The organism is Aeromonas sp. TS_SC_11, assembly GCF_057318915.1.
The window spans coordinates 1,149,316-1,172,500 of record NZ_CM170470.1; the positions used below are offsets into that span (position 1 = coordinate 1,149,316).

The 23,185-nt window shown below is 59.2% G+C and carries 22 protein-coding genes and 1 pseudogene (1 of these 23 cut by a window edge); 8 read left to right on the forward strand and 15 right to left on the reverse strand.

Annotation, left to right across the window (positions count from 1 at the left end; genetic code table 11):
• Positions 1 to 50 precede the first annotated feature (50 nt).
• The 3 genes from AC1P02_RS05430 to AC1P02_RS05440 all read right to left on the reverse strand — a co-directional run bounded on the left by AC1P02_RS05430 (position 51) and on the right by AC1P02_RS05440 (position 2,389).
• Positions 51 to 527, reverse strand: a complete 477-nt coding sequence (locus AC1P02_RS05430) for a DM13 domain-containing protein (RefSeq protein WP_282790774.1) — start codon at positions 525 to 527, stop codon at positions 51 to 53.
• Between the two features lie 159 nt (positions 528 to 686).
• A complete protein-coding gene (locus AC1P02_RS05435; protein WP_485184419.1) occupies positions 687 to 1,376 on the reverse strand; it encodes an EAL domain-containing protein in 690 nt (229 codons plus the stop codon).
• A gap of 215 nt (positions 1,377 to 1,591) precedes the next feature.
• Positions 1,592 to 2,389: a hypothetical protein gene (locus tag AC1P02_RS05440; RefSeq protein WP_485184421.1), complete on the reverse strand. Its 798-nt coding sequence runs from the start codon at positions 2,387 to 2,389 to the stop codon at positions 1,592 to 1,594.
• 342 nt (positions 2,390 to 2,731) lie between these two features.
• On the opposite strand from AC1P02_RS05440, the gene AC1P02_RS05445 reads away from it, so the two are divergent.
• A complete protein-coding gene (locus AC1P02_RS05445) occupies positions 2,732 to 3,229 on the forward strand; it encodes a P-loop nucleotide/nucleoside kinase family protein (protein ID WP_485184423.1) in 498 nt (165 codons plus the stop codon).
• Positions 3,230 to 3,576: 347 nt separating this feature from the next.
• Positions 3,577 to 4,050 carry a DUF2846 domain-containing protein gene (locus tag AC1P02_RS05450; protein WP_309265876.1) on the forward strand — a complete coding sequence of 158 codons (474 nt, stop codon included), beginning with the start codon at positions 3,577 to 3,579 and terminating at the stop codon, positions 4,048 to 4,050.
• Positions 4,051 to 4,181: 131 nt separating this feature from the next.
• Here the strand turns inward: AC1P02_RS05450 and glyS are convergent, their stop codons facing one another.
• Both glyS and glyQ read right to left on the reverse strand, forming a co-directional pair.
• Positions 4,182 to 6,251: a glycine--tRNA ligase subunit beta gene (glyS, locus tag AC1P02_RS05455; RefSeq protein ID WP_485184425.1), complete on the reverse strand. Its 2,070-nt coding sequence runs from the start codon at positions 6,249 to 6,251 to the stop codon at positions 4,182 to 4,184.
• Between the two features lie 9 nt (positions 6,252 to 6,260).
• The gene (gene glyQ, locus AC1P02_RS05460) at positions 6,261 to 7,184 is read right to left on the reverse strand and encodes a glycine--tRNA ligase subunit alpha (protein ID WP_005320598.1); all 924 of its coding nucleotides are present in this window, start codon (positions 7,182 to 7,184) and stop codon (positions 6,261 to 6,263) included.
• Between the two features lie 221 nt (positions 7,185 to 7,405).
• Between glyQ and AC1P02_RS05465 the strand changes: the two genes are divergently transcribed.
• Entirely contained in the window at positions 7,406 to 7,978 is a 573-nt protein-coding gene (locus AC1P02_RS05465) for a DNA-3-methyladenine glycosylase I (protein WP_021140657.1), read from the forward strand.
• 255 nt (positions 7,979 to 8,233) lie between these two features.
• The gene (locus AC1P02_RS05470; protein WP_058395853.1) at positions 8,234 to 8,890 is read left to right on the forward strand and encodes an OmpA family lipoprotein; all 657 of its coding nucleotides are present in this window, start codon (positions 8,234 to 8,236) and stop codon (positions 8,888 to 8,890) included.
• Between the two features lie 73 nt (positions 8,891 to 8,963).
• Here AC1P02_RS05470 and AC1P02_RS05475 read toward each other — a convergent pair whose 3' ends face one another.
• From AC1P02_RS05475 to AC1P02_RS05485, 3 genes and pseudogenes are all read right to left on the reverse strand, one after another.
• On the reverse strand, positions 8,964 to 9,311 hold the full coding sequence (locus AC1P02_RS05475) for a RidA family protein (protein ID WP_485184428.1): 348 nt from the start codon (positions 9,309 to 9,311) through the stop codon (positions 8,964 to 8,966).
• A gap of 19 nt (positions 9,312 to 9,330) precedes the next feature.
• On the reverse strand, positions 9,331 to 9,576 hold the full coding sequence (tusA, locus tag AC1P02_RS05480) for a sulfurtransferase TusA (RefSeq protein ID WP_099994620.1): 246 nt from the start codon (positions 9,574 to 9,576) through the stop codon (positions 9,331 to 9,333).
• A 124-nt stretch (positions 9,577 to 9,700) separates the two neighbouring features.
• A pseudogene (locus AC1P02_RS05485) lies at positions 9,701 to 9,796 on the reverse strand (sulfurtransferase TusA family protein); the annotation flags it as partial.
• Between the two features lie 171 nt (positions 9,797 to 9,967).
• Here AC1P02_RS05485 and AC1P02_RS05490 point away from each other — a divergent pair.
• Positions 9,968 to 10,159: a hypothetical protein gene (locus AC1P02_RS05490; protein ID WP_005320579.1), complete on the forward strand. Its 192-nt coding sequence runs from the start codon at positions 9,968 to 9,970 to the stop codon at positions 10,157 to 10,159.
• Between the two features lie 74 nt (positions 10,160 to 10,233).
• Here the strand turns inward: AC1P02_RS05490 and AC1P02_RS05495 are convergent, their stop codons facing one another.
• The 7 genes from AC1P02_RS05495 to AC1P02_RS05525 all read right to left on the reverse strand — a co-directional run bounded on the left by AC1P02_RS05495 (position 10,234) and on the right by AC1P02_RS05525 (position 19,585).
• Positions 10,234 to 11,472: an ABC transporter substrate-binding protein gene (locus tag AC1P02_RS05495; RefSeq protein WP_096117895.1), complete on the reverse strand. Its 1,239-nt coding sequence runs from the start codon at positions 11,470 to 11,472 to the stop codon at positions 10,234 to 10,236.
• Positions 11,469 to 11,603 (reverse strand): hypothetical protein, encoded by a 135-nt coding sequence (locus tag AC1P02_RS05500; protein ID WP_265178815.1) that lies wholly within the window; start codon positions 11,601 to 11,603, stop codon positions 11,469 to 11,471. The genes AC1P02_RS05495 and AC1P02_RS05500 overlap by 4 nt, the downstream gene beginning before the upstream one ends.
• A 4-nt stretch (positions 11,604 to 11,607) precedes the next feature.
• A complete protein-coding gene (locus AC1P02_RS05505) occupies positions 11,608 to 13,053 on the reverse strand; it encodes an ATP-binding protein (protein ID WP_021140662.1) in 1,446 nt (481 codons plus the stop codon).
• 51 nt (positions 13,054 to 13,104) lie between these two features.
• Positions 13,105 to 13,827: a response regulator gene (locus AC1P02_RS05510; RefSeq protein WP_005320571.1), complete on the reverse strand. Its 723-nt coding sequence runs from the start codon at positions 13,825 to 13,827 to the stop codon at positions 13,105 to 13,107.
• 285 nt (positions 13,828 to 14,112) lie between these two features.
• Complete coding sequence (fadA, locus tag AC1P02_RS05515; RefSeq protein WP_005320563.1) at positions 14,113 to 15,276, reverse strand: acetyl-CoA C-acyltransferase FadA; 1,164 nt, start codon at positions 15,274 to 15,276, stop codon at positions 14,113 to 14,115.
• Between the two features lie 21 nt (positions 15,277 to 15,297).
• Positions 15,298 to 17,445 (reverse strand): fatty acid oxidation complex subunit alpha FadB, encoded by a 2,148-nt coding sequence (gene fadB, locus AC1P02_RS05520; RefSeq protein ID WP_485184432.1) that lies wholly within the window; start codon positions 17,443 to 17,445, stop codon positions 15,298 to 15,300.
• Between the two features lie 202 nt (positions 17,446 to 17,647).
• Positions 17,648 to 19,585 carry an acetoacetate--CoA ligase gene (locus AC1P02_RS05525; protein ID WP_485184434.1) on the reverse strand — a complete coding sequence of 646 codons (1,938 nt, stop codon included), beginning with the start codon at positions 19,583 to 19,585 and terminating at the stop codon, positions 17,648 to 17,650.
• Between the two features lie 190 nt (positions 19,586 to 19,775).
• On the opposite strand from AC1P02_RS05525, the gene pepQ reads away from it, so the two are divergent.
• The 3 genes in view from pepQ to AC1P02_RS05540 are tightly spaced (at most 36 nt apart) and all read left to right on the forward strand, a layout consistent with a single transcriptional unit that may run on beyond the window.
• Positions 19,776 to 21,098, forward strand: a complete 1,323-nt coding sequence (pepQ, locus tag AC1P02_RS05530; RefSeq protein ID WP_021140665.1) for a Xaa-Pro dipeptidase — start codon at positions 19,776 to 19,778, stop codon at positions 21,096 to 21,098.
• Complete coding sequence (locus AC1P02_RS05535) at positions 21,098 to 21,715, forward strand: YigZ family protein (protein ID WP_485184436.1); 618 nt, start codon at positions 21,098 to 21,100, stop codon at positions 21,713 to 21,715. Before pepQ ends, AC1P02_RS05535 begins: the two co-directional genes overlap by 1 nt.
• Before the next feature lie 36 nt (positions 21,716 to 21,751).
• Positions 21,752 to 23,185: the 5' portion of a TrkH family potassium uptake protein gene (locus AC1P02_RS05540; RefSeq protein WP_021140667.1), read on the forward strand. 24 nt of this gene lie beyond the right edge of the window; 1,434 of the gene's 1,458 nt are visible here — the first part of the coding sequence; the start codon lies at positions 21,752 to 21,754; the stop codon falls past the right edge of the window.

Genomic DNA, 23,185 nt, shown 5'->3' on the forward strand with positions numbered 1-23,185 from the left:
CCTTTTTTGATGATGAAAACCAGCCTGCTGGGGGCCATCTGACGTCGAACTCAGCGATAGCGGGCTGCGGTGATGAATTGGCCGAAGGTTTCACACCAGACGATCACGCTGCTGTAGCGGGCTGGATCGATGCTGGCGGGCAGTGGCACGATAAAGTTGTCGAAGGTTTTGACCGGCCCCACGTGCACCATCTGCGCTTTCAGGCGGGAAAAATCCGCCTCGGTTTCGACAAATTCCGGTGATAGATAGAGCTGGTAATCGGGCCCAGGTGCCAGCTTGCCCATCAGGCTGATGGCATCGGGCCCAATGCTCACCTTGCCTTCCCCCCAGTGCAGCCGGTCGCTGTCTTTCAGATCCCGGCGAAAGGTGCCGCTGAAACTGGCCTGCTGCTGGCTGGCCGCTATCGCGTCACTGCTCGGTGCAGGTGGCGCGATCAGTATGGGAAGGGTATAGATGCCGGCTGCAAACCCCAATCCCCCGATCAGCAGATGAGTCGCCAGCAGCAGGGCCAGGGTCTTGCGTTGCATCATGTCTCTCTCCTTGATAAATGGATGACAATGCCGCTAGCAGCGGCATCCCCACAGACGGGTCACGCTGCTCGCCATCATGCTCCCGGGTAAGGTGAGCGATGGGGTGGATTATGATGATCGATAGTGGGGCCGATTGCCTGGCTCACCTCTCCCGCTTTACAGAAGGGCATCGAAGTCCACGGGGGGCAGTATTTCGAAACCGGGTTTGGCAAACAGATAACCTTGCATCAGGTCTATCCCCATCTCCTGCAGACATGCCATTTCATCCCGGGTTTCGATCCCTTCCGCCAGGGGGGTGATGTTCAACTCCTCAAAGAGGGCGAGACAGTGACGCACAATGGCCTGGCGGACCTTGTCTTTATCGATCCCCCTCAACAGATGCATATCCAGCTTGATGATGTCTGGCAGAAAATCTGCCAGCAGATTGAGACTGGAATATCCGGCGCCAAAGTCATCCATCGCCGTCTTGAAACCGAGTGCCTGGTAGTGATCCACTATGTGGCGAATATGCTGGTTATCCGCCACGCGCTCCACTTCGGTGAACTCGAACATGATCTGCTCGATGGGAAACTGGTGCTCCCGCGCGGCTTGCAAGGTGGTGCGGATGCAGCGCTCCGGACGATAAACCGCATTGGGCAGGAAATTGATGCTCAGCATTCCCTGCATCTTGAGTTTGGCCGCCAGTGCAATGGCTTTGATCCGGCAAAGCTGATCAAAGCGGTAGCGATTGTCATCGTTGACCCGTGAAATCACTGAGTGGGCGGGTTCGTTATTGATCCCCCTGACCAGCGCTTCATAGCCAAATATGGTACGGGTACGACAGCGGACTATGGGTTGAAAGGCCATGGTGAAATCAAAGCCGAGATCCCCGCTTTCCTGGCACTGCTGGCACGATAGTTGGGGGGGAGCAGAAGGTATGTCCATGCTTTCCTCATACAGGGGGACTGGTGAGCCGGAGCGCGATATCAAGCCTATATCCAGCCTCAAATGATAACAAGCCTGGATGGCGCCCGGAAAACGGTCTGCCAACAGGTGAATTTGCTGCCATTGAACACTAAACGCTATCCGCCGGAAAGAGGCCAGGCCGGTTGCCAGGGTGTGCTCTCTTGTAGTGCTTGTTGTTGATAACGGGCTATGGCGCCTTCCTGTTTCATCTGGCGGATAACGAGCGCCAGCTGGGCCACCAGGTTTTTATGTCTCTCGTGCAGATAAACATATGAGTCAAGGGTATCCATGATGCCTGCGGAGTAGATCCTGGTGCCGGCTTCAGACCTGATGATCAGCGCGGCTATGGCCTGTCTGGCTACCATGGTTTGCTCAATATAGAGATCGCTGCGCCCCTTGAGCAGTTTGCCCATTCCTTGATCCACAGTGCTGATATCAAACAGCTGGGCGGGCGCCACCACCCTGGACAGTGCCAACTCTGGCAACTTGGCCCCGCGGCGGTACTCTACCCGATAAGAGGTGCCGAGCAGGCTGCTCCACCCCTTGAGCTGAATACCCGGAATGGCGGCATACGCCTCATAGGAGAGGGTGAAGTGGGATTCGGGGACTTTCAGCAGGTGGCGGGTTTGCAGTTGATATTCGGTGGCACGATGTATCTCGCCATCGACCTCGCCACTTTCGGCCATGTGGGGGGCTCGCCCGCCCGGGTAACCGGCATAGATGAAGTCGTAGCCAAGGCGTGCAAAGGCATCCTGATAAATCAGCTTCAGCCAGCGGCCGTACATGGACTCTTTGGTATCCAGCGAGCTCACCAGGGTGATGGTGCCTTTGGTCGGTGCGCCCACTACCAATGAGCCGTGCAGCAGGAGCAGCATGGCAGAAAAGAAGAGGCAGAAGCTGGGTCTCTGCAGCATGAATTTCCCTGATGGTCAGCGGCTATTAACAGGAGGTTGTTTTCATCATCCTAGCCCACGGCCGTCGCCGATTCAGATTTTTCGGGGGTGAACCGTGCCTGAAAAAGTGACGAGTGGGCCAGCTATGTTACGCCCGGTCACGGCTCGGCGCGACTGGTGCGATCAGGCTCGGCAGGACATGGGGGGGAGTAAGTTATCAAAGGCTGGAACTAGGTGGGTGTCCCAGTGTTGGTCAGCTTTGTGTCGTGATGCTCGGGCGAGCGTGCCGGCACACCGGCGCTGGACTCAGGGCCTCCATCGCGGGGAAAATGCCGGCAAGCCTTTTCATCACAAGGGAACACGATGCTGATCATCTTCAGTGGTTTGCCGGGCAGCGGAAAGAGCACGATTGCGCGTGCCTTGGCCCTGCGATTGGGAGCTGTCTATCTGCGCATTGATACCATAGAGCAGGCCATTCGTGACGCTGAACGGACGGGTGAAGAGATGGGGCCCGCCGGGTATTTCGTTGCCTATGAGCTGGCCAGAGAGAACCTGAAACTCGGCTCGACCGTCATCACGGATTCCGTTAACCCCATACAGATCACCCGGGATGCTTACCACGACATCGCCCTCTCGGTCGGGGTGCCCTGTCTCGATATCGAGGTCGTCTGCACCAATCCGAGCCTGCACCGCGAACGTGTCGAGAGCAGGACGGCCGATATTGCGGGGTTTGCGTTGCCGGACTGGCAGGCGGTGCTCGACCGTGACTATGAACCCTGGGACAGGGAGCGGCTGATACTGGATAGCGCCACCCTGTCGGTAGCCCAGAGCGTGGAAAAGATTGTCGCCGCGTTGAGGTAGAAGTAAGTTCGATTGCACTTCGCCAATCGAACGTCAGGGCTATTCTAGTTTGCCTAAAATAGCCTTATATAAAGATCTATAACTCACGCATCATTAGATGGCATGACACCGCTGGTGTGAACTATGCCAGTACCGCTTGTAGTTCTAATCACCTGTTGTTTCGGATGTTGTGCAATTTTCCATACTCCAGTTTGATGTGTGTCACATCGTGATTATTTCAGAGACTTAAATTTGAAATGCCACTGGTGAGATGAAGACTCGTATGGTCAAATCCTTGGCCGTCAGGGATAGCATTTCTTGATAATTAAAAATAACTTTCAGGCTGAATTTTGTACGGAGAATCCTTCATGATTTTAAAAAAACTGGCACTGGTTTCATCTGTGCTGGGAGCCTTTCTGCTCGCTGGCTGCGCCAGTGTTCCAATGGAAAATGCTCAGGAAAATGCCAAACTCAAGGCATTCCCAGTGCCGGAAAATAATATGGCGGGTCTTTATATCTACCGAGACAGCTTTGTTGGGAAGGCACTGAAGAAAGATGTTTATGTCGACTCCGCATGTCTGGGTGAGACTGCCGATCGCACTTTCCTCTATAAGCAAGTTACCGGCGGAAAAAAACACGATATTTCCACCGAATCCGAGTTCTCCGATAACAAGATTTCTATTATCCCTGAGCCTGGGAAAAACTACTTCTTCCGTCAATATATCAAGATGGGCGTTTTTGTTGGTGGTGCCAACCTTGAAGCGGTTTCCGAAAGTGAAGGTAAGCGTGTAGTTTCCAAGGAAAGCGTGCAACTAGCTAAATCAGGTATTTGCAGTAGTTAATACACTCCAGAGTTAAATATTTAATTGAGAGGCGCCACTGGTGCCTTTTTGTGAGGAACTTGCTTCCCGGTATTGATAATAAAAAGCGGCGCCTCGCGGCGCCGTTTTTTATATCACTTACTCAACCAAGATCACTGCAGCAGGGAGATATCCGCGACTTGCAGGAACAGGTTACGCAGGTTGTTCAGCAGCGCCAGACGGTTGGCCTTGAGGGCCTCGTCGTCTGCCATCACCATCACTTCGTTGAAGAAGGTGTCGACCGGCTCGCGCAGGGCGGCCAGACGGGTGAGGGCGGCCTGATAGTCACCGGCAGCGAACAGCGGCGCCAGTTCGGCTTGCAGTTCAGCAACCTGGGTGGCCAGCGCCTTCTCGGCAGCATCGCTCAGCAGTTCCGGTTTGACGGCAGTTGGCAGTTCGCCTTCGACCTTGGCCAGAATGTTGCTGACGCGCTTGTTGGCAGCAGCCAGTGCCAGTGCGGCATCCAGGCTGCGGAAGTGGCTGACGGCCTTGACGCGGCGATCGAAGTCCAGCGGACGGGTCGGGCGGCGGGCCAGTACGGCCAGCACCACATCGGCACCTATGCCTTCGTCCTGATAGGCGGCGCGGAAGCGGCCCAGCATAAAGTCGACCACGTCGGTGACGACGGTTTTGTTGGTCAGCTTGTCGCCGTAGACGCGTACCGCTTCTTCAACCAGTTCAACCAGATCCAGATCCAGCTGCTTCTCGGTCATGATGCGCAGGGCACCGATGGCGGCGCGGCGCAGGGCGAAGGGGTCTTTATCGCCTTTGGGCAGCATGCCGATGCCGAAGATACCGGCCAGGGTGTCGAGCTTGTCGGCCAGCGCAACGGCGCAGGCTTCCAGAGCGGACGGCAGGGCATCACCGGCGAAGCGCGGCATGTACTGCTCGTTGAGGGCCACGGCCACCACTTCGTCTTCGCCATCGTGACGGGCGTAGTGCATCCCCATGACACCCTGGGTGCTGGCGAACTCGCCGACCATGTTGGTCATCAGATCACACTTGGAGAGCAGACCGGCACGCTTGGCCTGAGCCACGTTGGCACCGATACGCTCGGCGATGAAGCCGGCGACGGTCTCGATGCGCTCGACCTTGGCCTTGACTGTGCCGAGCTGTTGCTGGAACAGCACGGTTTCAAGGCGCGGCAGGCGGGAGGCCAGAGTCTGCTTGAGGTCGGTCTTGAAGAAGAACTCGGCGTCAGACAGACGGGGGCGAACCACCTTCTCGTTGCCGCTGATGATCTGGCTCGGGTCTTTCGACTCTATGTTGGTGACGAAGATGAACTTCGGCAGCAGCTTGCCGTTCTTGTCGTAGACCGGGAAGTACTTCTGGTCACCCTTCATGGTGTGCACCAGCGCTTCAGCCGGCACGGCCAGGAACTTCTCTTCAAAGTTGGCGGTCAGCACCACAGGCCACTCGACCAGGGCGGTGACCTCTTCCAGCAGGGCATCGTCCAGATCGGCAACGCCACCGAAGGCGGCAGCGGCCGCTTCGGCGTCAGCCTTGATCTTGGCCTTGCGCGCCATAAAGTCGGCAACCACTTTGCCTTTTTCCAGCAGGATCTGCGGGTACTGGCTGGCGTTGTCGATGGTGAACTCGGGCTCGCCCATAAAGCGGTGACCGCGAATGGTGCGGGCAGAGTCGATACCCAGAATGTGAGCGGGAACCAGATCCCCATCCAGCAGCAGGGTCACGGTGAACACCGGACGCACGAACTGGATGGTCTTGTCGCCCCAGCGCATCATCTTGGGGATGGGCAGCTTGGCCAATGCTTGGCTAACCAGTTCGCCCAGCAGATCTTTGGCCGGACGGCCTTCGACCTTGGCGGTGTGAACCAGCCACTCACCCTTGTCGGTGACCAGACGCTCGGCTTGAGCAACTGTGATGCCGTTGCCACGGGCCCAGCCTTCGGCAGCCTTGGTCGGCTTGCCTTCGGCATCGAACGCCTGGGAGACGGCCGGGCCGCGTTTCTCGACGCTCTTGCTCGGCTGCTCGCTGGCCAGCGCGTGTACCTTCAGCGCCAGGCGGCGCGGTGAGGCAAACCACTCGACGTCGCCGAAGGCCAGGTCGGCCTTGGTCAGCTCGGCTTTGAAGTTGTCGGCAAAGGCTTCGGCCAGGGAGCGCAGGGCTTTTGGCGGCAGCTCAGCTGTGCCGATCTCTACCAGAAATGTATGTTGTGCCATGTCCGTTCCTTAACCTTGCTTGTTCTCAGTGCGCTTGCACATGGGGAAACCCAGCGCTTCGCGGGAGGCGTAGTACGCCTCGGCCACGGCCTTGGTCAGGGTGCGAATGCGCAATATGTAGCGCTGACGCTCGGTGACCGAGATGGCCTTGCGGGCATCCAGCAGGTTGAAGGAGTGGGCAGCTTTCAGAATGCGCTCGTAAGCGGGCAGCGGCAGCGGCGTTTCCAGTGCCAGCAGGTGCTGGGCTTCCTTCTCGTACTGCTCGAAGCAGTGGAACAGGAAGTCCACGTCGGCGTGTTCGAAGTTGTAGGTGGACTGCTCCACTTCGTTCTGGTGGAAGACATCGCCGTAGGTGGTCTTGCCCAGCGGGCCATCGGACCAGACCAGGTCATAGACGCTGTCCACGCCCTGGATGTACATGGCCAGACGCTCGAGACCATAGGTGATCTCGCCGGTCACCGGCTTGCACTCCAGGCCGCCAACTTGCTGGAAGTAGGTAAACTGAGTCACTTCCATGCCGTTGAGCCACACTTCCCAGCCCAGACCCCAGGCACCCAGCGTCGGGTTTTCCCAGTTGTCTTCCACGAAGCGGATGTCGTGGATTTCAGGATCCATGCCCAGCTCTTTCAGCGAGCCGAGGTAGAGTTCCTGAATGTTGTCGGGGGAAGGCTTGATGATCACCTGGAACTGGTAGTAGTGCTGCAGGCGGTTCGGGTTCTCACCGTAGCGGCCGTCGGTCGGACGGCGGGACGGTTGCACGTAAGCGCAGGCGATGGGCTCCGGGCCCAGAGCGCGCAGACAGGTCATGGGGTGTGAAGTACCGGCACCCACTTCCATGTCCAGCGGCTGAATAATGGTACAGCCCTGGCGGGACCAATAGTCCTGCAGCTGCAGGATCAGGCCCTGAAAGGTTTTGACATCGAATTTTTGCATAGTGTTTTTCGCGCGAAGTGAAATCAGAGCAAGATTTGCTGAATGTGAACCGAAGGAGTATACCGTCTGGCATGGTCGGATAATAGGCGAAATTGTAGGGGGTTCATGGGGCGGGGCTGCGCCGGGCCTGGTTGGTCCGGGATGGAAGCCCCCTCATGTGGCCGATGAAATCCCCTTGTCGGACAGAGAGTCGGGCAGAGAAAAATAACAGGAGACGAAGAATGGAATTGCGCTGCGCCTGGGTGACAAAGGACCCGGAATATATTGAATACCATGACAAGCAGTGGGGCCGGCCGGTTTATGACGCCCGCGAGCTGTTTGCCAAGCTCTGCCTCGATGGCCAGCAGGCTGGGCTGTCGTGGATCACCATCTTGAAGCGCACCGACAGCTACTACCGCGCCTATGCGGATTTTGATCCCGTGCTGATCGCCCGATTCGACGAGCAGGATGTGGAGCGGCTGATGCAGGACACCGGCATCATCCGCAACCGCCTCAAGGTGCAGTCGATCATCAAAAACGCCCGTGCCTATCTGGCGTTGCAAGAGCAGGGGATCGACTTCGCCGATTACCTGTGGGCCTTTGTCGGCGGCGCCCCCATGGTCAACCAGCGGCAGGGCAACGGCGATATTCCGGCCACATCAAAGGAGTCGGATGCCATGTCCAAGGCGCTCAAGAAGCTCGGCTTCAACTTCGTCGGCAGCACGATTTGCTACGCCTTCATGCAGGCAGTGGGGATGGTGAATGATCATCTGGTCAGCTGCCCCTGCCACGCCGAGTGTCAGCAGCCCGCCTGAGGCCGCTTATCGACCGTGCCAGACTCCCGCCAATAGGCTATCGGTCACGCCGAATGGCCGGGGGCTGTCGGCCACCCTCTTCCTTGTGACAAATTCGGCTGTATTTGTAGCCGAATTTGGCCCGCCAAGCGCCGCTGGCGCGCAAAAAATGCTCACTCTCGCCAGCCGTTCAGACCTGCGTCAGACAATGGCGTGATGGCGCGTTACAATCCGGCCCCCGGCATGGTGCCGGACTGTATTCATAGAGGTTTTTTCATGCGAGCCAAGATACTGGTGCCAGCCCTGGCACTGACCGTTGCCCTGAGTGGCTGTACTACCAATCCCTATACTGGCGAACAGCAGACTGGCAAGGCCGCCTGGGGTGCGCTGGCCGGCGCCGCGACGGGCGCCGCCGTGGGGGCGCTCTCCTCCAGCAAGGGGGATCGCAAGAAGGGTATTCTGACTGGCGTGGCCGCCGGCGCCGCCCTGGGTGGCGGTATCGGTTACTACATGGATGTGCAGGAAGCCAAGCTGCGCGAGAAGCTGCAGGGCACTGGCGTCAGCGTGACCCGCAATGGCGACGAGCTGATCCTCAATATGCCGAACAACGTCACTTTCGATAGCTCCAGCGCCCAGCTGAAAGCGGCCGGTGCCAATACCCTGTCCGGCGTTGCCATGGTGGTTGCCGAGTTCGACAAGACCCGCCTGAATGTGGTCGGTCACACCGACAGCACAGGCTCTCGCGATCTGAACATGAAGCTCTCCGCCCAGCGTGCCGATGCCGTAGCCGCCCAGCTGATCGGCCATGGGGTAACGGGTAGCCGTATCTCCACCCAGGGTGTGGGCCCGGATCAGCCGGTTGCCACCAACAGCACTGCCGCTGGCAAGGCTCAGAACCGCCGGGTGACCATCACCCTGATCCCGACCGCGTAAGTTGTCCCAGTTTGTGGTAACGAAAAGGCCCCGCCAATGATGGCGGGGCCTTTTGCTATCCGGTGTTGCGGACTTAAACGGCCGCAGTCAGCTGCACTTCCACCTTGTAGCCTTCATCGGCAAGGCGGGCTTGTACGCAGGCGCGTACCGGTGCCGTGCCAGCCGGGATCCAGGCATCCCACTGTTCGTTGAAGGCGGCGATATCCGCGATGTCCTTCAGATAGATGTTGGCCATCAGGATCTTGTCGACCCCGGAGCCGTTGGTTTCCAGCAGGCGCTGCAGGCTGGTCAGCACTTCGCGGGTTTGCTGGTGAATGTCGGCGTCGTCCGTGGCGGGCACTTCCACCACGTAGAGGGTGCCGTTGTGGATGACCACGTCTGACCAACGCTGGGTGGTACCGATTCGGGTAATGGCTGTCATGTTTGCTCCGAAACTGGGCTTATTGACCCTTGCGGATCAGATAGCGGTAGGGGGCCTGCTCTGTCTCGCTGGCGACCAGGGTGTGATCCATAAAACGGCAGAAACTGGGGATGTCGCGAGTGGTTGAGGGATCGTCGGCGCTGACCAGCAGAGTCTCGCCCTGGGCCATCAAGCGCACTTTTTTACGCACCATCATCACGGGTTCCGGGCAACGAAGCCCGATTGCGTCCAACTCATGGGTTGCGTCGCAGAATAAAGTACTCATCAATAATCAACCTTCAACCGCACTTTCTTGCGCGCTATCGTCACGGGTTCCGGGCAACGAAGCCCGATCGCATCCAATTCATGGGTTGCGTCGCAGAATAAAGCACTCATCAATAATCAACCTTCAACCGCACTTTCTTGCGCGCTATCGTCACGGGTTCCGGGCAACGGAGCCCGATTGCATCCAACTCATGGGTTGCGTCGCAGAATAAAGCACTCATCAATAATCAACCTTCAACCTATTCAGCTGCCAATGATACTCAAGGCGAAAAAATAATCAAACAATGAGGCCTTAATGCAGCATATGTAACCAAAGTGTGATCTGGCCCTACCCACATCTCGCCTTATGAGTAATATAAAAATTGAATCATATTCAACAAGGAGGTGTGAATATGCAGGTCTCCTACGGCAGATTGCAAGCCTACGCAGGCATGGGGTTCTTGGCTTTCGCCATGATAGTGATGGGCAGCCCGATCGGTAATACCGGCACCTGGTTCGGTGCCATGGTGATGATAGGGCTGGGGCTCTGGATCGAGCTCAGCGATTACTACGACGAAGATGAGGACGAGAACGACAATCCTTGAACAGTCAGCTTTTCCCACAATGACAAAGGCGGATCACCATCCGCCTTTGTTGTTTCTGGCTGTCGAGAAAGGGACTAGCGGGTCGAGCGCATGGCCCGCTCCAGATGCAACGCCGTCTGCTGCGGATTGGCATTGGGATCGTTGAAGAAGTTGCTCAGCACATCCATGATCGCCTGGCGCATGTTGGTCGGCGTTGCCATCCCTTCCGCCATGCTGGGCAGCAGATTGCCCTCTCGCTCCGCCAGCAGGAAATCCTGATAGGAGCGCAGGGCGCAGCGATCGAACTTGCTCATGTCCGGCTTGGTGAGGGCGGGGATCGAGCCCTTCACCCGGTTGAACTCCTGCTGGAATTTCGGCGTCATCAGCAGCTGGGCCAGTTCACCCTGTGCCTGCAACTGGGCGGGATCCCGCTGCTTGAACATAGCGATGGAGTCCAGGTTATAGCTGAACAGACCGTCGCTGCCCGGGCTGGGCAGACACTCTATGTCTTCCCCGGGCCTGTAGTTGCTCACGCTCAGCTCCCCCTTCACCCAGTCCCCCATCAGCTGCATGGCGGCTTCGCCGGTTTCCAGCTGGGTGGTCGCTTGATGCCACTTCAAACCGACGAAGCTCTTGGGTACGTAGGCGCGCAACTGCTGGAAGCGGGTCAGCACCCGTACCATGTCGGGGCCGGTCAGGGTCGCGCCGTCCAGTTCGACGAAGGCCTTGCGATAGAAATCCTTGCCTCCCTCCCCCAGCGCCACCGTTTCGAACAGCACCGCCAGCTGCCAGGGTTCGTTGCCGATGGCGAGCGGTGTGATGTTCTGTGCCTTGAGCTGCTCTGCCACCACCACGAACTGGTTCCAGTCGGTGGGCGGGGTCAGCTCCAGCTTGTCGAACACCTTGCGGTTGAGCCAGAGCCAGTTGACGCGGTGAATACCGGTGGGCACCGCCATCAGGGCACCATTCTGGCTGAGGGTTTCGCGCACCATGGCCGGTAGCTGCGGATACCAGCCGAGGTGTTCGGCCATGGGGGTGAGGTCGCGCAGAAAGCCGAGTCCGGCCCACTCCCGCAACTCGTAGCCCTTGAGGTGTGCCGCTTCCGGCGGGTTGGCCGCCAGCGCCCGGCTCTTGAGTACCGTCATGGCGCTCTTGCCGCCGCCGCCCTGCACCGCGAAATCGTTCCACTGGTTGCCCTGCTCGGTCCACTCGGACTTGAGCACCTCCACCGCCTTGGCCTCGCCACCGGAAGTCCACCAGTGCAGCACCTCCACCTGGGAGGCGCCTACAGGCAGGGAGAGCAGGGCGACAATGGCAAACGGGAACAACTTCATACTGTGACAGCCTTGAGTGAAGGAGAGTGGTCGGTGCCGACCGCACTCCACCCGTGCAGCACCCCGACACGCTGGGAGGCGGCAACGGGCGAAGAGATCAGGGCGATGACAGAAAAAGATAACCACTTCATAAGGTTACTGCCTTGGTAGGGAGAGGGTGGCCTGCAGGCCGCCCTGCGGGCGATTTTCCAGCACCAGATCGCCGCCGTGGGCGTGGGCTATGTTGCGGGCTATGCCCAGACCAAGGCCGGTACCGGCCAGATCCGTGCTGAGCCGGTAGTAGGGCTCGAAGATGCGCTCGAACTGATCGTCCGGCAGGCCGGGGCCCTCATCCATGATAAAGAGGATCAGCATCTCCTCGTCGTCCATGATGATGATGCGCACCTTCTGGCCGTACTTGATGCCGTTGTCCACCAGGTTGCCGATGCAGCGTTTGAGGGCCAGCGGCTTGCCACGGTAGAGCTGCTTGCAGTGGCCCTCTATGGTCAGCCGCTCGTCATGCAGGTTCATGGACTCGGCCATCTGCTCCAGCATGGCGTCTATGTCCAGTTGCTCTATGTTCTCGTGGATGTCGGTGTCTTTCACCGTCTGCAGCGCCCCTTTGACCATCAGCTCCAGCTCGTCCAGATCCTTGTTGAACTTGCCGATCTGCACCTCGTCGTCGAGCAGCTCGACTCTCAGCCGCAGCCGGGTGATGGGGGTCTTGAGATCGTGGGAGATGGAGCTGAACAGTCGCTCTCTATCATCGATGTAACGGCGGATGCGGTGCTGCATGATATTGAAGGCGCGGGTCGCCGCCACGATTTCCGAGGCCCCTTCCTCTTTGAGGGATGGCTGGTCTATATCCTTGCCCAGGTTGACCGCCGCCTTGGCGAGCCGGCGCAGCGGGCGGGTCTGCCAGCGCACCAGCAGGAAGGTGAAGAAGCAGAGAAACACCGTCATCAGGGCGATGAAACGCACCTGGTTGCTCGGCATCACTGTATCGTCGAGGGTCATGTAGGGGGCGGGCAGCAGGGCTGCCAGGTAGAGCCACTCGCCGGGTTCTATCTCGATCTGGGTCACCAGCACGGGCGGATTGAGCGGTTCCAGCGACAGGGTATAGCGGGCCCAGGAGGAGGGCAGATCCGCCAGCAGGGTGTCGTTGTTGAAGACATGCAGGTCCTCGGGTCGGGAGAAATCCACCTTGATGGCCATAGCGTCCGAGAGCTTGCGGACCAGCACCCCTTGTACCTCTTTGAGCACCAGCGTCTTGCGCTCGCTGTCGGGGATGGCGCTGATGTGGATCTCTTCCTCGTTGAGTGACACGAAGAAGCGGCTCCCCCCCATATTGCGCAGCTGATCCAGCGCTATGTGGCGGTACTGCAGCGGAAGGGATTTGAAGAAGTTGACGGTGGAGGCGGCCGACAGTGCCAGATTGCGGGTGGTGCTGAGCATACCTTCCAGCTCCCGTTTCTGGATCTGTTGCATCCAGATACCGGTGAGTATGGTCTGGGAGAGCAGGATGGCGAGCAACAGCAACAGCAGCATCCGCGACAGCAGGGAGCGGGGAACCAGCGCCCGCCAGAACCAGCCACTCCTCATGGGATCTCGTGCCTTTTATCGATCAGCATGCCGTTGCTACCTTTTTACCCTTCACGGGATCTCGTGTACTTCGGCAATCAGCATATAGCCGCTGCCGCGTATGGTCTTGATGATGCGCGGGCTCTTGCCGTTGTCACCCAGCTTCTGGCGCAGGCGGCTGATCTGCACGTCTATGCCGCGCTCCATCGGCAGGCTCTCGCGGCCCCGGGTGGCATCGGAGATAGTGTCCCTGTCCAGCACCACGCCGGGTTGCTGCAGGAACATGCCGAGCAGCAGGGCGTCACTGCCGGAGAGATCCAGCAGGCTGCCATCGTCGTGGGTCAGCTGGTGGCTCAGGGTGTCCAGGGTCCATTCGGCAAAACGCAGGCGGCGGCTCGGTTCTTTCTCTTTTTCCGGCTGGCGGAATTCGGCGCGGCGCAGCAACGCCTTGATGCGAGCCTGCAGCTCGCGCGGGCTGAACGGCTTGGCGATGTAGTCGTCGGCGCCGAGTTCGAGGCCGATCACCCTGTCTGCCTCATCGGAGGCGGCGGTCAGCATTATGATGGGTACCTGGGAGTCGCGACGGATCTGTTGGCACAGGGTAAAACCGTCGTCGCCGGGCATCATGATATCGAGAATAATCAGGTCCGGGCTGTGCAGGGCGAGCTGCTGACGCATCTCGTTTCCTTCCGCCGCCGTCAATACCTGGAAACCGGCCCTAGTCAGGTATTCATTGAGCAGCTCGCGGATCTCTTGGTCGTCGTCGACGATCAGCAGTTGTTTGCTCGTTGACATATGTATGTGCATCCACCCATTTTTTTGTGCAGATTGAACCTGTCGGGGGAGCAAAAAGCAAGCAAGCCCCCCATCTAATGTGAGGTTATGGGCAATATCCTCCCATATAGCGCTCTCTAAATAAAAAAGGCCGACCCAAACGGGGCGGCCAACACGCAGATTCCGACGACAGGAGATCACCCCGTGTGGCGATCTCGACAGACTCGATGACGGGCCGGCAAGGCCAACCCCAAAAAGACAATTCTGGCTCGCCCTCACTGTCGCAGTGAGGGCGAGCCGTTGACATCACACCCGTTCGAACACTGTGGCTATGCCCTGGCCCAGACCGATACACATGGTGGCAAGACCCAGATTGGCGTCCTTCTCCTCCATCAGGTGGATCAGTGTGGTGGAGATGCGCGAGCCGGAGCATCCCAGTGGGTGACCCAGGGCGATGGCGCCACCGTTCAGGTTGACCTTCTCTTCCGCCACGTCCAGCAGTCCCAGATCCTTGACGCAAGGCAGTGACTGGGCAGCAAATGCCTCGTTCAGCTCGACCAGATCGATGTCGCCTATGGTCAGACCGGCACGCTTGAGCGCCTTCTGGGTAGCAGGCACAGGGCCATAACCCATGATGGCGGCATCGCAACCGGCCACGGCCATGGAGCGCACTCTGACGCGCGGAGTCAGCCCCAGCGCCTTGGCACGATCCGCGCTCATCACCAGCATGGCGGAGGCGCCGTCGGACAGAGCCGAGGAGGTGCCGGCGGTCACTGTGCCGTTGACCGGGTCGAACACAGGGCGCAGCTGGCTCAGGGTTTCGACCGTGGTCTCCGGGCGGATCACCTCGTCGTAGTCGTAGAAGAAGCGGGCACCGCTGGCGTCATGCCCTTCCAGACCGACGATCTCTCTGGCGAAGCGCCCTTCCACGGTCGCGGCATAGGCGCGGCGGTGGGAGCGGGCGGCAAACTCGTCCTGCTGCTGGCGGCTGATACCGTGCAGCTTGCCCAGCATCTCGGCGGTCAGCCCCATCATGCCGGAGGCCTTGGCCACCGACTTGGCCATGCCGGGGTGGAAGTCGACCCCGTGGCTCATGGGCACATGGCCCATGTGCTCGACGCCGCCGATGATGAAGATGTCCCCATCACCCACCTGAATGGCACGGGAAGCATCATGCAGCGCCTGCATGGAGGAGCCACACAGCCGGTTGACGGTGACAGCACCTACCTGCTTGGGGATCCCTGCCAGCAGGGCGGCGTTGCGGGCTATGTTGAAGCCCTGTTCCAGGGTCTGCTGCACGCAGCCCCAGTAGATGTCCTCGATCTCGTTCGGGTCGAGGTTGGGGTTGCGCAGCAGGATGGAGCTCATCAGGTGCGCGGACAGATCTTCTGCACGCACGTTGCGGAAGGCGCCGCCCTTGGACCGGCCCATGGGGGTCCGGATACAGTCGACAATGACTACGTCTTTCATGAATGGATCTCCTTTCCGCAATCAGTAGAAGGTTTTGCCCTGGGCAGCCATCTCGCGCAAGCGGTCGCTGACACGGTAGAGCGGGCCCAAGTCGGCATACTGGTCGGCCATGGCCACGTAACGATCCAGACCTATGGTGTCCAGATAGCGGAACACGCCACCACGGAAGGGAGGGAAGCCCAGACCATAGACCAGCGCTATGTCGGCCTCGGCCGGCGTGGCGACTATGGCCTCTTCCAGGCAGAGCACCACCTCGTTGATCATGGGGATCATCATGCGGGCTATGATGGCTTCCTTGTCGAAATCCTGTTTCGGCTTGGCAATGGGAGCCAGCAGCTCGTAAGCGGCCACATCGGCCACCTTCTTCGGCTTGCCCTTCTTGTCCTGCTCGTAGGCGTAGAAACCCTTGCCATTCTTCTGACCGAAGCGGCTGGCGTCGTACATCACATCGATGGCGGTACGGCCTTCCTTGCTCATGCGAGCCGGGAAGCCCTGCGCCATGACGTCACCGGCATGGTGACCAGTGTCGATGCCGACCACGTCCAGCAGGTAGGCGGGGCCCATGGGCCAGCCGAACTCCTTCTCCATCACCTTGTCGACGGCGGCAAAGTCGGCACCATCGGCGACCAGCTTGTTGAAGCCGAAGAAGTAGGGGAAGAGCACCCGGTTGACGAAGAAGCCCGGGCAGTCGTTGACCACCACCGGCGACTTGCCCATGGCGGCGGCATAGGCCACTACGCGGTTGATGGTTTCATCGGAGGTCTGCTCGCCGCGGATGATCTCCACCAGAGGCATGCGGTGCACCGGGTTGAAGAAGTGCATGCCGCAGAAGTTCTGCGGACGCTTCAGCCCCTTGGCCAGCAGGGAGATGGGAATGGTGGAGGTGTTGCTGGCGAGCACGGCGTCTTCGCCAATGATCCCTTCCACTTCGCCCAGCACGGCTGCCTTCACCTTGGGATTCTCGACCACGGCTTCGACCACCAGATCCACATGCTTGACGTTGTCATAGCTCAGGGTCGGGGTAATGGCGGAGAGCACCTGGCCCATCTTGATGCCATCGATGCGGCCCTTCTCGAGCTGGCCGTTGAGCAGCTTGGTGGCTTCACCCATGCCCAGCGCCAGCGCTTTCTCGTTGATGTCCTTCATCACCGCCGGAATGCCCTTGCTGGCAGACTGGTAGGCGATGCCGCCACCCATGATGCCGGCGCCCAGCACGGCGGCGTGGCTAGTGGCCTTAGCAGCCTGCTTGGCGGCCTTCTTGGCCAGCGCTTTGATGTGCTGATCATTGAGGAAGATGCCGACCAGCGCCTTGGCTACGTCGGTCTTGGCCAGCTTGATAAAGCCTTGTGCCTCGACCACCAAGGCTTCGTCACGGCTCATGCCGGCGGCGGCTTCGACGGTTTTCACCGCTGTCATGGGGGCCGGATAGTGCTTGCCCGCCACGGCGGCAACCATGCCGGCGGCGGTACTGAAGCTCATCATGGCTTCCAGCTTGGAGAGACGCAGCGGGGCCTTCTTGGCTGCGCGGCGGTTCTGCCAGTTCAGCTTGCCCGCGATGGAATCTTTCATCATCTGCAAGGCGGCGCTGTGCAGTGCCTCGGGCGCGACCACGGCATCGACTGCACCCACCTTGAGGGCGTCATCGGCACGGTAATCCTTGCCTGTGGTGATCCACTCCAGCGCGTTGTCGGCACCGATCAGGCGCGGCAGACGAACCGTGCCGCCAAAGCCCGGCATGATGCCGAGTTTGGTTTCCGGCAGGCCGATCTTGGCGCTGGTGTCGGCCAGACGAAAATCGGTGGAGAGTATGGTCTCGCAGCCGCCGCCCAGGGCGTGGCCCTTGATGGCAGAGAGGGTCGGCACCGGCAGATCTTCGATGGCGCTGAAGATGTCGTTGGCTTTTTTCAGCCAGCCGAGCAGATCTTCTTGCGGCAGATCGAACAGTTCCAGAAATTCGGTAATGTCGGCACCGACGATGAAGGCGTCTTTGCCGGAGGTGAGGATCAGACCTTTTAGTTCACGTTCTTGTTGTAATGCGGCGATCGCTTCGCTCAGTGAGAGCAGGGTAGCGCGATCCAGCTTGTTGACTGAACCCGGGGCATCAAACCTCAGTTCGGCAATGCCGTTTTCGAGGTAGCTGACCGACAGGGTTTCGCCTTGGTAGATCATGAGAGTGTCTCCTTGTTCCCACTCGGTGGGGGGTGTTGCTCCTTTATCCCCAGCAGGGGGCGAGGCTCACTATTGATCCAAAAGAAGACAATTTCAACACCTATTTAAAACATTTGTTTAACAGGTTTCGAGTAAAAGCTCGCCTCAGGTTAACAGTCAAAATAAAGGCGTCTGATGACGCCTTTATTAATCTTGAACCTTGTCAGCTGGCTAGTTCAGGCCTATCCCGATACTGGCTCAGCACCTCGGGATCGGCGAGAGCATGAGTATTGTTGACGGGTCTGTTGTGCACCACTTCCCGCACTGCCAGCTCCACTATCTTGCCGGACTTGGTGCGGGGGATCGCATCCACCTGCAGGATACGGGCGGGTACGTGGCGGGCCGTGCAGTGCTGCCTCACTTGTTGGCGGATGCGCTCGCGCAGCGGCTCGTCCAGCTTGAGCCCGGGCTTGAGCTTGACGAACAGCACCACCCGTTCGTCCTGCTGCCACTGCTGGCCGATGACTATGCTCTCTTCCACCTCGTCCAGCTGCTCCACGTAGCGGTAAATCTCGCTGGTGCCGATGCGCACACCCCCCGGATTGAGGGTGGCGTCGGAGCGGCCATAGAAGAGGATGCCGCCGGTGTCGGTCAGCTCGATCCAGTCGCCGTGGCACCAGATGTTGTCGAATCGCTCGAAGTAGGCGGCGTGGTACTTGTCCCCGTTCTCGTCCCCCCAAAAACTGATGGGTTGGGCCGGGAAGGGCTTGGTGCAGACCAGTTCCCCCTTCTCGCCCTGTACCGGCTGGCCCGCCTCGTTGAACACCTGCACCGCGAGGCCGAGGCCACGTCCCTGACTCTCGCCGCGATAGACGGGGCTGATGGGATTGCCGATGACGAAGCAGGAGCAGATGTCGGTGCCGCCTGAGATGGAGCTCAGTTGTACATCTTTTTTGATGCCTTGATAGACGTAGTCAAACCCTTCCGGCGACAGCACTGAGCCGGTGCTGCAGATGAGCCGTAGCTGTGGCAACTCGTGGGTCTTGATGGGGGCATAGCCCTGCTTGTGCAGGGCATCCAGGTACTTGGCCGAGGTGCCGAACAGGGTAACCTGCTCGTCGCGGGCGAGATCCCACAGCACGTTGCCGTCCGGATAGAAAGGGGAGCCGTCATAGAGCACCAGAGTCGCGCCCGAGGCGAGCGCACTCACCAGCCAGTTCCACATCATCCAGCCGCATGTGGTGAAGTAGAACACCCGCTCCCCCGGCTTGATGTCGCAGTGCAGTTGATGCTCCTTCAGATGTTGCAGCAGGGTGCCGCCTATGCCGTGCACTATGCACTTGGGCTTGCCGGTGGTGCCGGACGAATAGAGGATGTAGAGCGGATCGTTGAAGCCCATGGGCTCGAAGCGAAGGATGGCGTCCGGCTGGCTCGCCAGCACTTGCTGCCAGTTGTGGCCCAGTTGCAGGGGATTGCCGAGCAGGGGGATCAGCACTGTCTGCTCTATGCTGTCGATCTGGCTGACCACGCCGGCCACCTTGGCCTGGATGTCGATGGCCTTGCCGTTGTAGCGATAGCCGTCCACCGCAAACAGCACCCGGGGCCGGGTCTGGCCGAAGCGCTCCACCACGCTGGCCTCGCCGAAGTCGGGGCTGGTGGAGGTCCAGATAGCGCCCAGGCTGGTGGTTGCCAGCATGGCCACTACGGTTTCCGGGATATTGGGCAGGTAGGCGGCGACCACGTCGCCACTGCCTATGCCCTGGCTGCGCAGCCACTGGGCCAGCCTGGCCACCTGATCCGCCAGTTCACGCCAGCTCAGAGTGCGGCTTGTGCTGCCTTCGATGCGGGAGATAATGGCCGGGCTCTCATCCTGACGGCGCAGCAGGTTTTCGGCAAAGTTGAGCCGGCTGTCGGGGAACCAGCGGGTGCGCTGCATATCCTGGCGGTTTTCTGCCACTATGTCCCCCAGCTCGCCCTTGACGCCGCAGTGTTGCCACACCAGCGGCCAGAAGCGGGTGGTCTTTTCCACCGACCACTGGTAGAGCTGGGCATAGTTGTGCAGCTGCAGGCCATGGAAGCGGTTGACCTCGGCCATAAACTGCTGGAGGTTGGATTGTTGAATCCGCTCCTGATCCGGTTGCCACAGGCAAAGGTTGTGCATGAGTAGTCCCTGACTGCATGTATCTACCGGCAGTGTATTGAATTGTTTTTTATTTGTTAATGATTGGTTTTTGTTTCATAACAAAAGCTTTGTAACGTATGCGTTACCTCACGAAGCGATAGCTTGACGGTTCGAGCCTTGATTCGCTTGATGTTATGCTGAAATCACATTTCTCCCGGAGCAGGACGCCATGAGCAGCTACAGCCAACTTTTTGCCCAGCACCTCGATACCTTGCAGCATCGCACCCGCGACATACTGCAACAGCAGGGGCTCAGCGGCCTGGCCATCCACTCTGGCCAGACTCACCGTATCTTCCTCGACGATCAGGATTATCCCTTCAAGGTGAATCCGCACTTCAAAGCCTGGCTGCCGGTGCTGGACAATCCCCACTGCTGGTTGCTGGTGGATGGTGTGAGCAAGCCGGTGTTGCTGTTCTACCGGCCGGTGGATTTCTGGCACAAGGTGGCAGAGCTGCCCAATGCCTTCTGGGTCGACTTCTTCGACATCCGCTTCCTGACGAGGCCGGAGCAGATCGCCGATCACCTGCCTGCCAGCAAGCAGGAGTGGGCTTATCTGGGCGGTCATCTGGAAGTGGCCGAGCTGCTGGGGCTGGGTCAGCCCAACCCGGAAGCCGTGCTCAACTATCTGCACTATCACCGCGCCTACAAGACGCCCTATGAGCTGGAGTGCCTGCGCGAAGCGAATCGCATCGGTGTGCGTGGCCACATCGCTGCCAAGGACTCCTTCATGGCGGGGGCGAGCGAGTTCGAGATCAACCTGGCTTATATGAAAGCCGTTGGTCAAGGGGCCAATGACGCGCCTTACGGCAATATCGTTGCCATCAACCGCAATGCGGCCATCCTCCACTACACCCACTTGTCTGCCTTGCGGGTGCCGGATGCGGAACGTTACTCCTTCCTCATCGATGCAGGGGTGGACTTTCACGGTTATGCCTCCGACATTACCCGCACCTGGGCCTGGCGCAGGGGCGAGTTTGCCGATCTGATTGCGACGCTGGACTCACAACAGCAGGAGATTATCGAGGAGATCAAGCCGGGTCGGCGTTACAGCGAGCTGCATCTGCAGATGCACCACAAGCTGGCGCGACTGCTGCAGTCAGTGGAGCTGGTGGACATGTCAGTGGATGAGATGATCCACACCGGCGTGACCAATGTCTTCTTCCCCCACGGCCTGGGTCACTTCCTTGGCCTGCAAGTCCACGACGCGGGCGGTTTCATGCAGGATGAGCGCGGTACGCACCTGTCTGCCCCCGAACAGTTCCCCTACCTGCGTTGCACCCGGGTGATGGAGGTGGGCCAGGTGTTCACCATAGAGCCGGGTCTCTACTTCATCGACAGTCTGCTGGAGCCACTGCGTCAGAGTGAGCAGGGCAAACGGGTCAACTGGAACAAGGTGGAAGCGCTGCGTCCGTTCGGCGGCATCCGCATCGAGGACAACATAGTGCTGCATGCCAACGGGGTGGAGAATATGACGAGACAAGCGGGTCTCTGATGGCGGCTGGCTATTCCATCCCTGCCGCGCCGCTGGAGCTGAGTGAAGAGATCAAGAAGAGCCGCTTCATCACGTTTATTGCCCATATACCGACGGTCGAGGCGGCCAAGGCGTGGATAAACGAGATAAAGCAGTTGCACCCCGGGGCCCGGCATCACTGCTGGGCTTTTGTTGCCGGGGCGCCGCAAGATAGTCAGGTTTACGGCTTCAGCGATGATGGCGAGCCTTCGGGGACTGCTGGCAAGCCTATGTTGGCCCAGCTGATGGGATCCGGACTGGGTGAGATAGCCGCCGTTGTTGTGCGCTACTACGGTGGCGTGCTGCTGGGTACCGGCGGTCTGGTCAAGGCCTATGGTGGCGGCGTCGGCGCAGCCCTCAAGCGACTCGAGACTCAGATCAGGCATCAGCAAACCCCTTCTCTCATCCAGTGTGATTACACCGACATGGGCGCGGTAGAGGCGCTGCTCAGCAGCCATCGCGGTCAGGTACTGGATGCCGATTATGGTGCTCGCGTCACTTTGCAGGTCGCGTGGGAATCCTCTGTTTGGGCCCAGGTTGATCGGGAATTGACCGACCGAACCCATGGACGGGTATCCCTTCGCTCCTTAGATGGCTAGAATCCATCGCTCTTTTAGCCTGAAGAGGGAGCCGGAATGCACATTCTGAGCATTATTCGCATCGTTGGCCTGCTGGTTGCGCTGTTCAGCTCGACCATGTTGTTGCCCGCCATGGTTGCGTTTGGTTATCGGGATGGTGGTGGTGCCGAGTTCGTCAGCTCCTTTTTTATCGCGCTTCTGCTTGGCGTGCTGCTCTGGTTCCCCAACCGCCATCACAAGAAGGAACTCAGATCGAAAGAGGGTTTCCTCATCGTCGTCTTGTTCTGGACTGTGCTGGGCAGTGTGGGCGCAGTCCCGTTCATTATCGGCGACGTCCCCGGTATGTCGGTCTCGGAGGCCTTTTTCGAATCTTTCTCCGGCCTGACCACCACGGGAGCAACCGTGCTGACCGGGCTGGATAACCTGCCCAAGGCCTTCCTGTTCTATCGTCAGTTGCTGCAGTGGCTGGGGGGGATGGGGATCATAGTGCTGGCGGTCGCCATCTTGCCGCTGCTCGGCATCGGCGGCATGCAGCTTTACCGTGCCGAGATCCCGGGGCCGGTCAAGGATACCAAGGTGACGCCACGCATTGCCGAGACTGCCAAGGCGCTCTGGTTCATCTATCTCTTGCTGACCATGCTCTGCGCCCTTGCCTACTGGCTGGCGGGGATGTCACTGTTCGACGCCATCTGCCACTCCTTTTCCAGCCTCTCCATCGGTGGTTTCTCCACCCACGACGCCAGCATAGGCTTTTTCAATAGTCCGGCGATAAACCTCATCACAGTGTGCTTCCTGCTGATCGGCAGCATCAACTTCGGCCTGCATTTCATGGTGTTTACCCATACGCCGGTGCGTCTGCTGAGCTATCTGCGCGATCCTGAAGTAAAAGTGTTCCTCGGTATCCAGCTGTTCCTGTTTTTGTTCTGCGCGGCCGTGCTGCTGCATCACAACCACTATGAACATTGGCAGGAGACCCTCAACCACGCCCTGTTTCAATCGGTATCGCTCGGCACTACCACGGGTTACAGCACCACCAGTTATGCGGATTGGCCCTCTATCCTGCCCATGATGCTGATGTTCTCTTCCTTTATTGGTTGCTGCGCCGGCAGTACCGGAGGGGGCATCAAGGTGATGCGCTTCATGATCCTGTTCATGCAGGGGGTGCGGGAGTTGAAGCGGCTGGTGCATCCGCGCGCCGTCTATACCCTCAAGCTGGGCCGCAAGGCTGTGTCGGACCGCATCGTCGAGGCAGTATGGGGTTTCTTCGCCACTTACATTATTCTGTTTGTGCTGTTCATGCTGGCACTGATCGCCACCGGGATGAATGAGGTGACCGCTTTCTCTGCTGTGGCGGCGACGTTGACCAACGTGGGACCGGGCCTGGGGGATGTGGCCTCCAACTTTGCCGGTACCAGCGCCGCAGCAAAATGGATACTGATCCTGGCCATGTTGTTTGGTCGATTGGAAATTTTCACGCTTCTGGTACTGTTT

Excerpts from the sequence above, each read along its gene's own strand:
- AC1P02_RS05430 (WP_282790774.1), bottom strand. The coding sequence starts at position 527 with ATGCAACGCAAGACCCTGGCCCTGCTGCTGGCGACTCATCTGCTGATC.
- AC1P02_RS05435 (WP_485184419.1), bottom strand. The coding sequence starts at position 1,376 with ATGGCCTTTCAACCCATAGTCCGCTGTCGTACCCGTACCATATTTGGC.
- AC1P02_RS05440 (WP_485184421.1), bottom strand. The coding sequence starts at position 2,389 with ATGCTGCAGAGACCCAGCTTCTGCCTCTTCTTTTCTGCCATGCTGCTC.
- AC1P02_RS05445 (WP_485184423.1), top strand. The coding sequence starts at position 2,732 with ATGCTGATCATCTTCAGTGGTTTGCCGGGCAGCGGAAAGAGCACGATT.
- AC1P02_RS05450 (WP_309265876.1), top strand. The coding sequence starts at position 3,577 with ATGATTTTAAAAAAACTGGCACTGGTTTCATCTGTGCTGGGAGCCTTT.
- glyS (WP_485184425.1), bottom strand. The coding sequence starts at position 6,251 with ATGGCACAACATACATTTCTGGTAGAGATCGGCACAGCTGAGCTGCCG.
- glyQ (WP_005320598.1), bottom strand. The coding sequence starts at position 7,184 with ATGCAAAAATTCGATGTCAAAACCTTTCAGGGCCTGATCCTGCAGCTG.
- AC1P02_RS05465 (WP_021140657.1), top strand. The coding sequence starts at position 7,406 with ATGGAATTGCGCTGCGCCTGGGTGACAAAGGACCCGGAATATATTGAA.
- AC1P02_RS05470 (WP_058395853.1), top strand. The coding sequence starts at position 8,234 with ATGCGAGCCAAGATACTGGTGCCAGCCCTGGCACTGACCGTTGCCCTG.
- AC1P02_RS05475 (WP_485184428.1), bottom strand. The coding sequence starts at position 9,311 with ATGACAGCCATTACCCGAATCGGTACCACCCAGCGTTGGTCAGACGTG.
- tusA (WP_099994620.1), bottom strand. The coding sequence starts at position 9,576 with ATGAGTACTTTATTCTGCGACGCAACCCATGAGTTGGACGCAATCGGG.
- AC1P02_RS05490 (WP_005320579.1), top strand. The coding sequence starts at position 9,968 with ATGCAGGTCTCCTACGGCAGATTGCAAGCCTACGCAGGCATGGGGTTC.
- AC1P02_RS05495 (WP_096117895.1), bottom strand. The coding sequence starts at position 11,472 with ATGAAGTTGTTCCCGTTTGCCATTGTCGCCCTGCTCTCCCTGCCTGTA.
- AC1P02_RS05500 (WP_265178815.1), bottom strand. The coding sequence starts at position 11,603 with ATGAAGTGGTTATCTTTTTCTGTCATCGCCCTGATCTCTTCGCCCGTT.
- AC1P02_RS05505 (WP_021140662.1), bottom strand. The coding sequence starts at position 13,053 with ATGAGGAGTGGCTGGTTCTGGCGGGCGCTGGTTCCCCGCTCCCTGCTG.
- AC1P02_RS05510 (WP_005320571.1), bottom strand. The coding sequence starts at position 13,827 with ATGTCAACGAGCAAACAACTGCTGATCGTCGACGACGACCAAGAGATC.
- fadA (WP_005320563.1), bottom strand. The coding sequence starts at position 15,276 with ATGAAAGACGTAGTCATTGTCGACTGTATCCGGACCCCCATGGGCCGG.
- fadB (WP_485184432.1), bottom strand. The coding sequence starts at position 17,445 with ATGATCTACCAAGGCGAAACCCTGTCGGTCAGCTACCTCGAAAACGGC.
- AC1P02_RS05525 (WP_485184434.1), bottom strand. The coding sequence starts at position 19,585 with ATGCACAACCTTTGCCTGTGGCAACCGGATCAGGAGCGGATTCAACAA.
- pepQ (WP_021140665.1), top strand. The coding sequence starts at position 19,776 with ATGAGCAGCTACAGCCAACTTTTTGCCCAGCACCTCGATACCTTGCAG.
- AC1P02_RS05535 (WP_485184436.1), top strand. The coding sequence starts at position 21,098 with ATGGCGGCTGGCTATTCCATCCCTGCCGCGCCGCTGGAGCTGAGTGAA.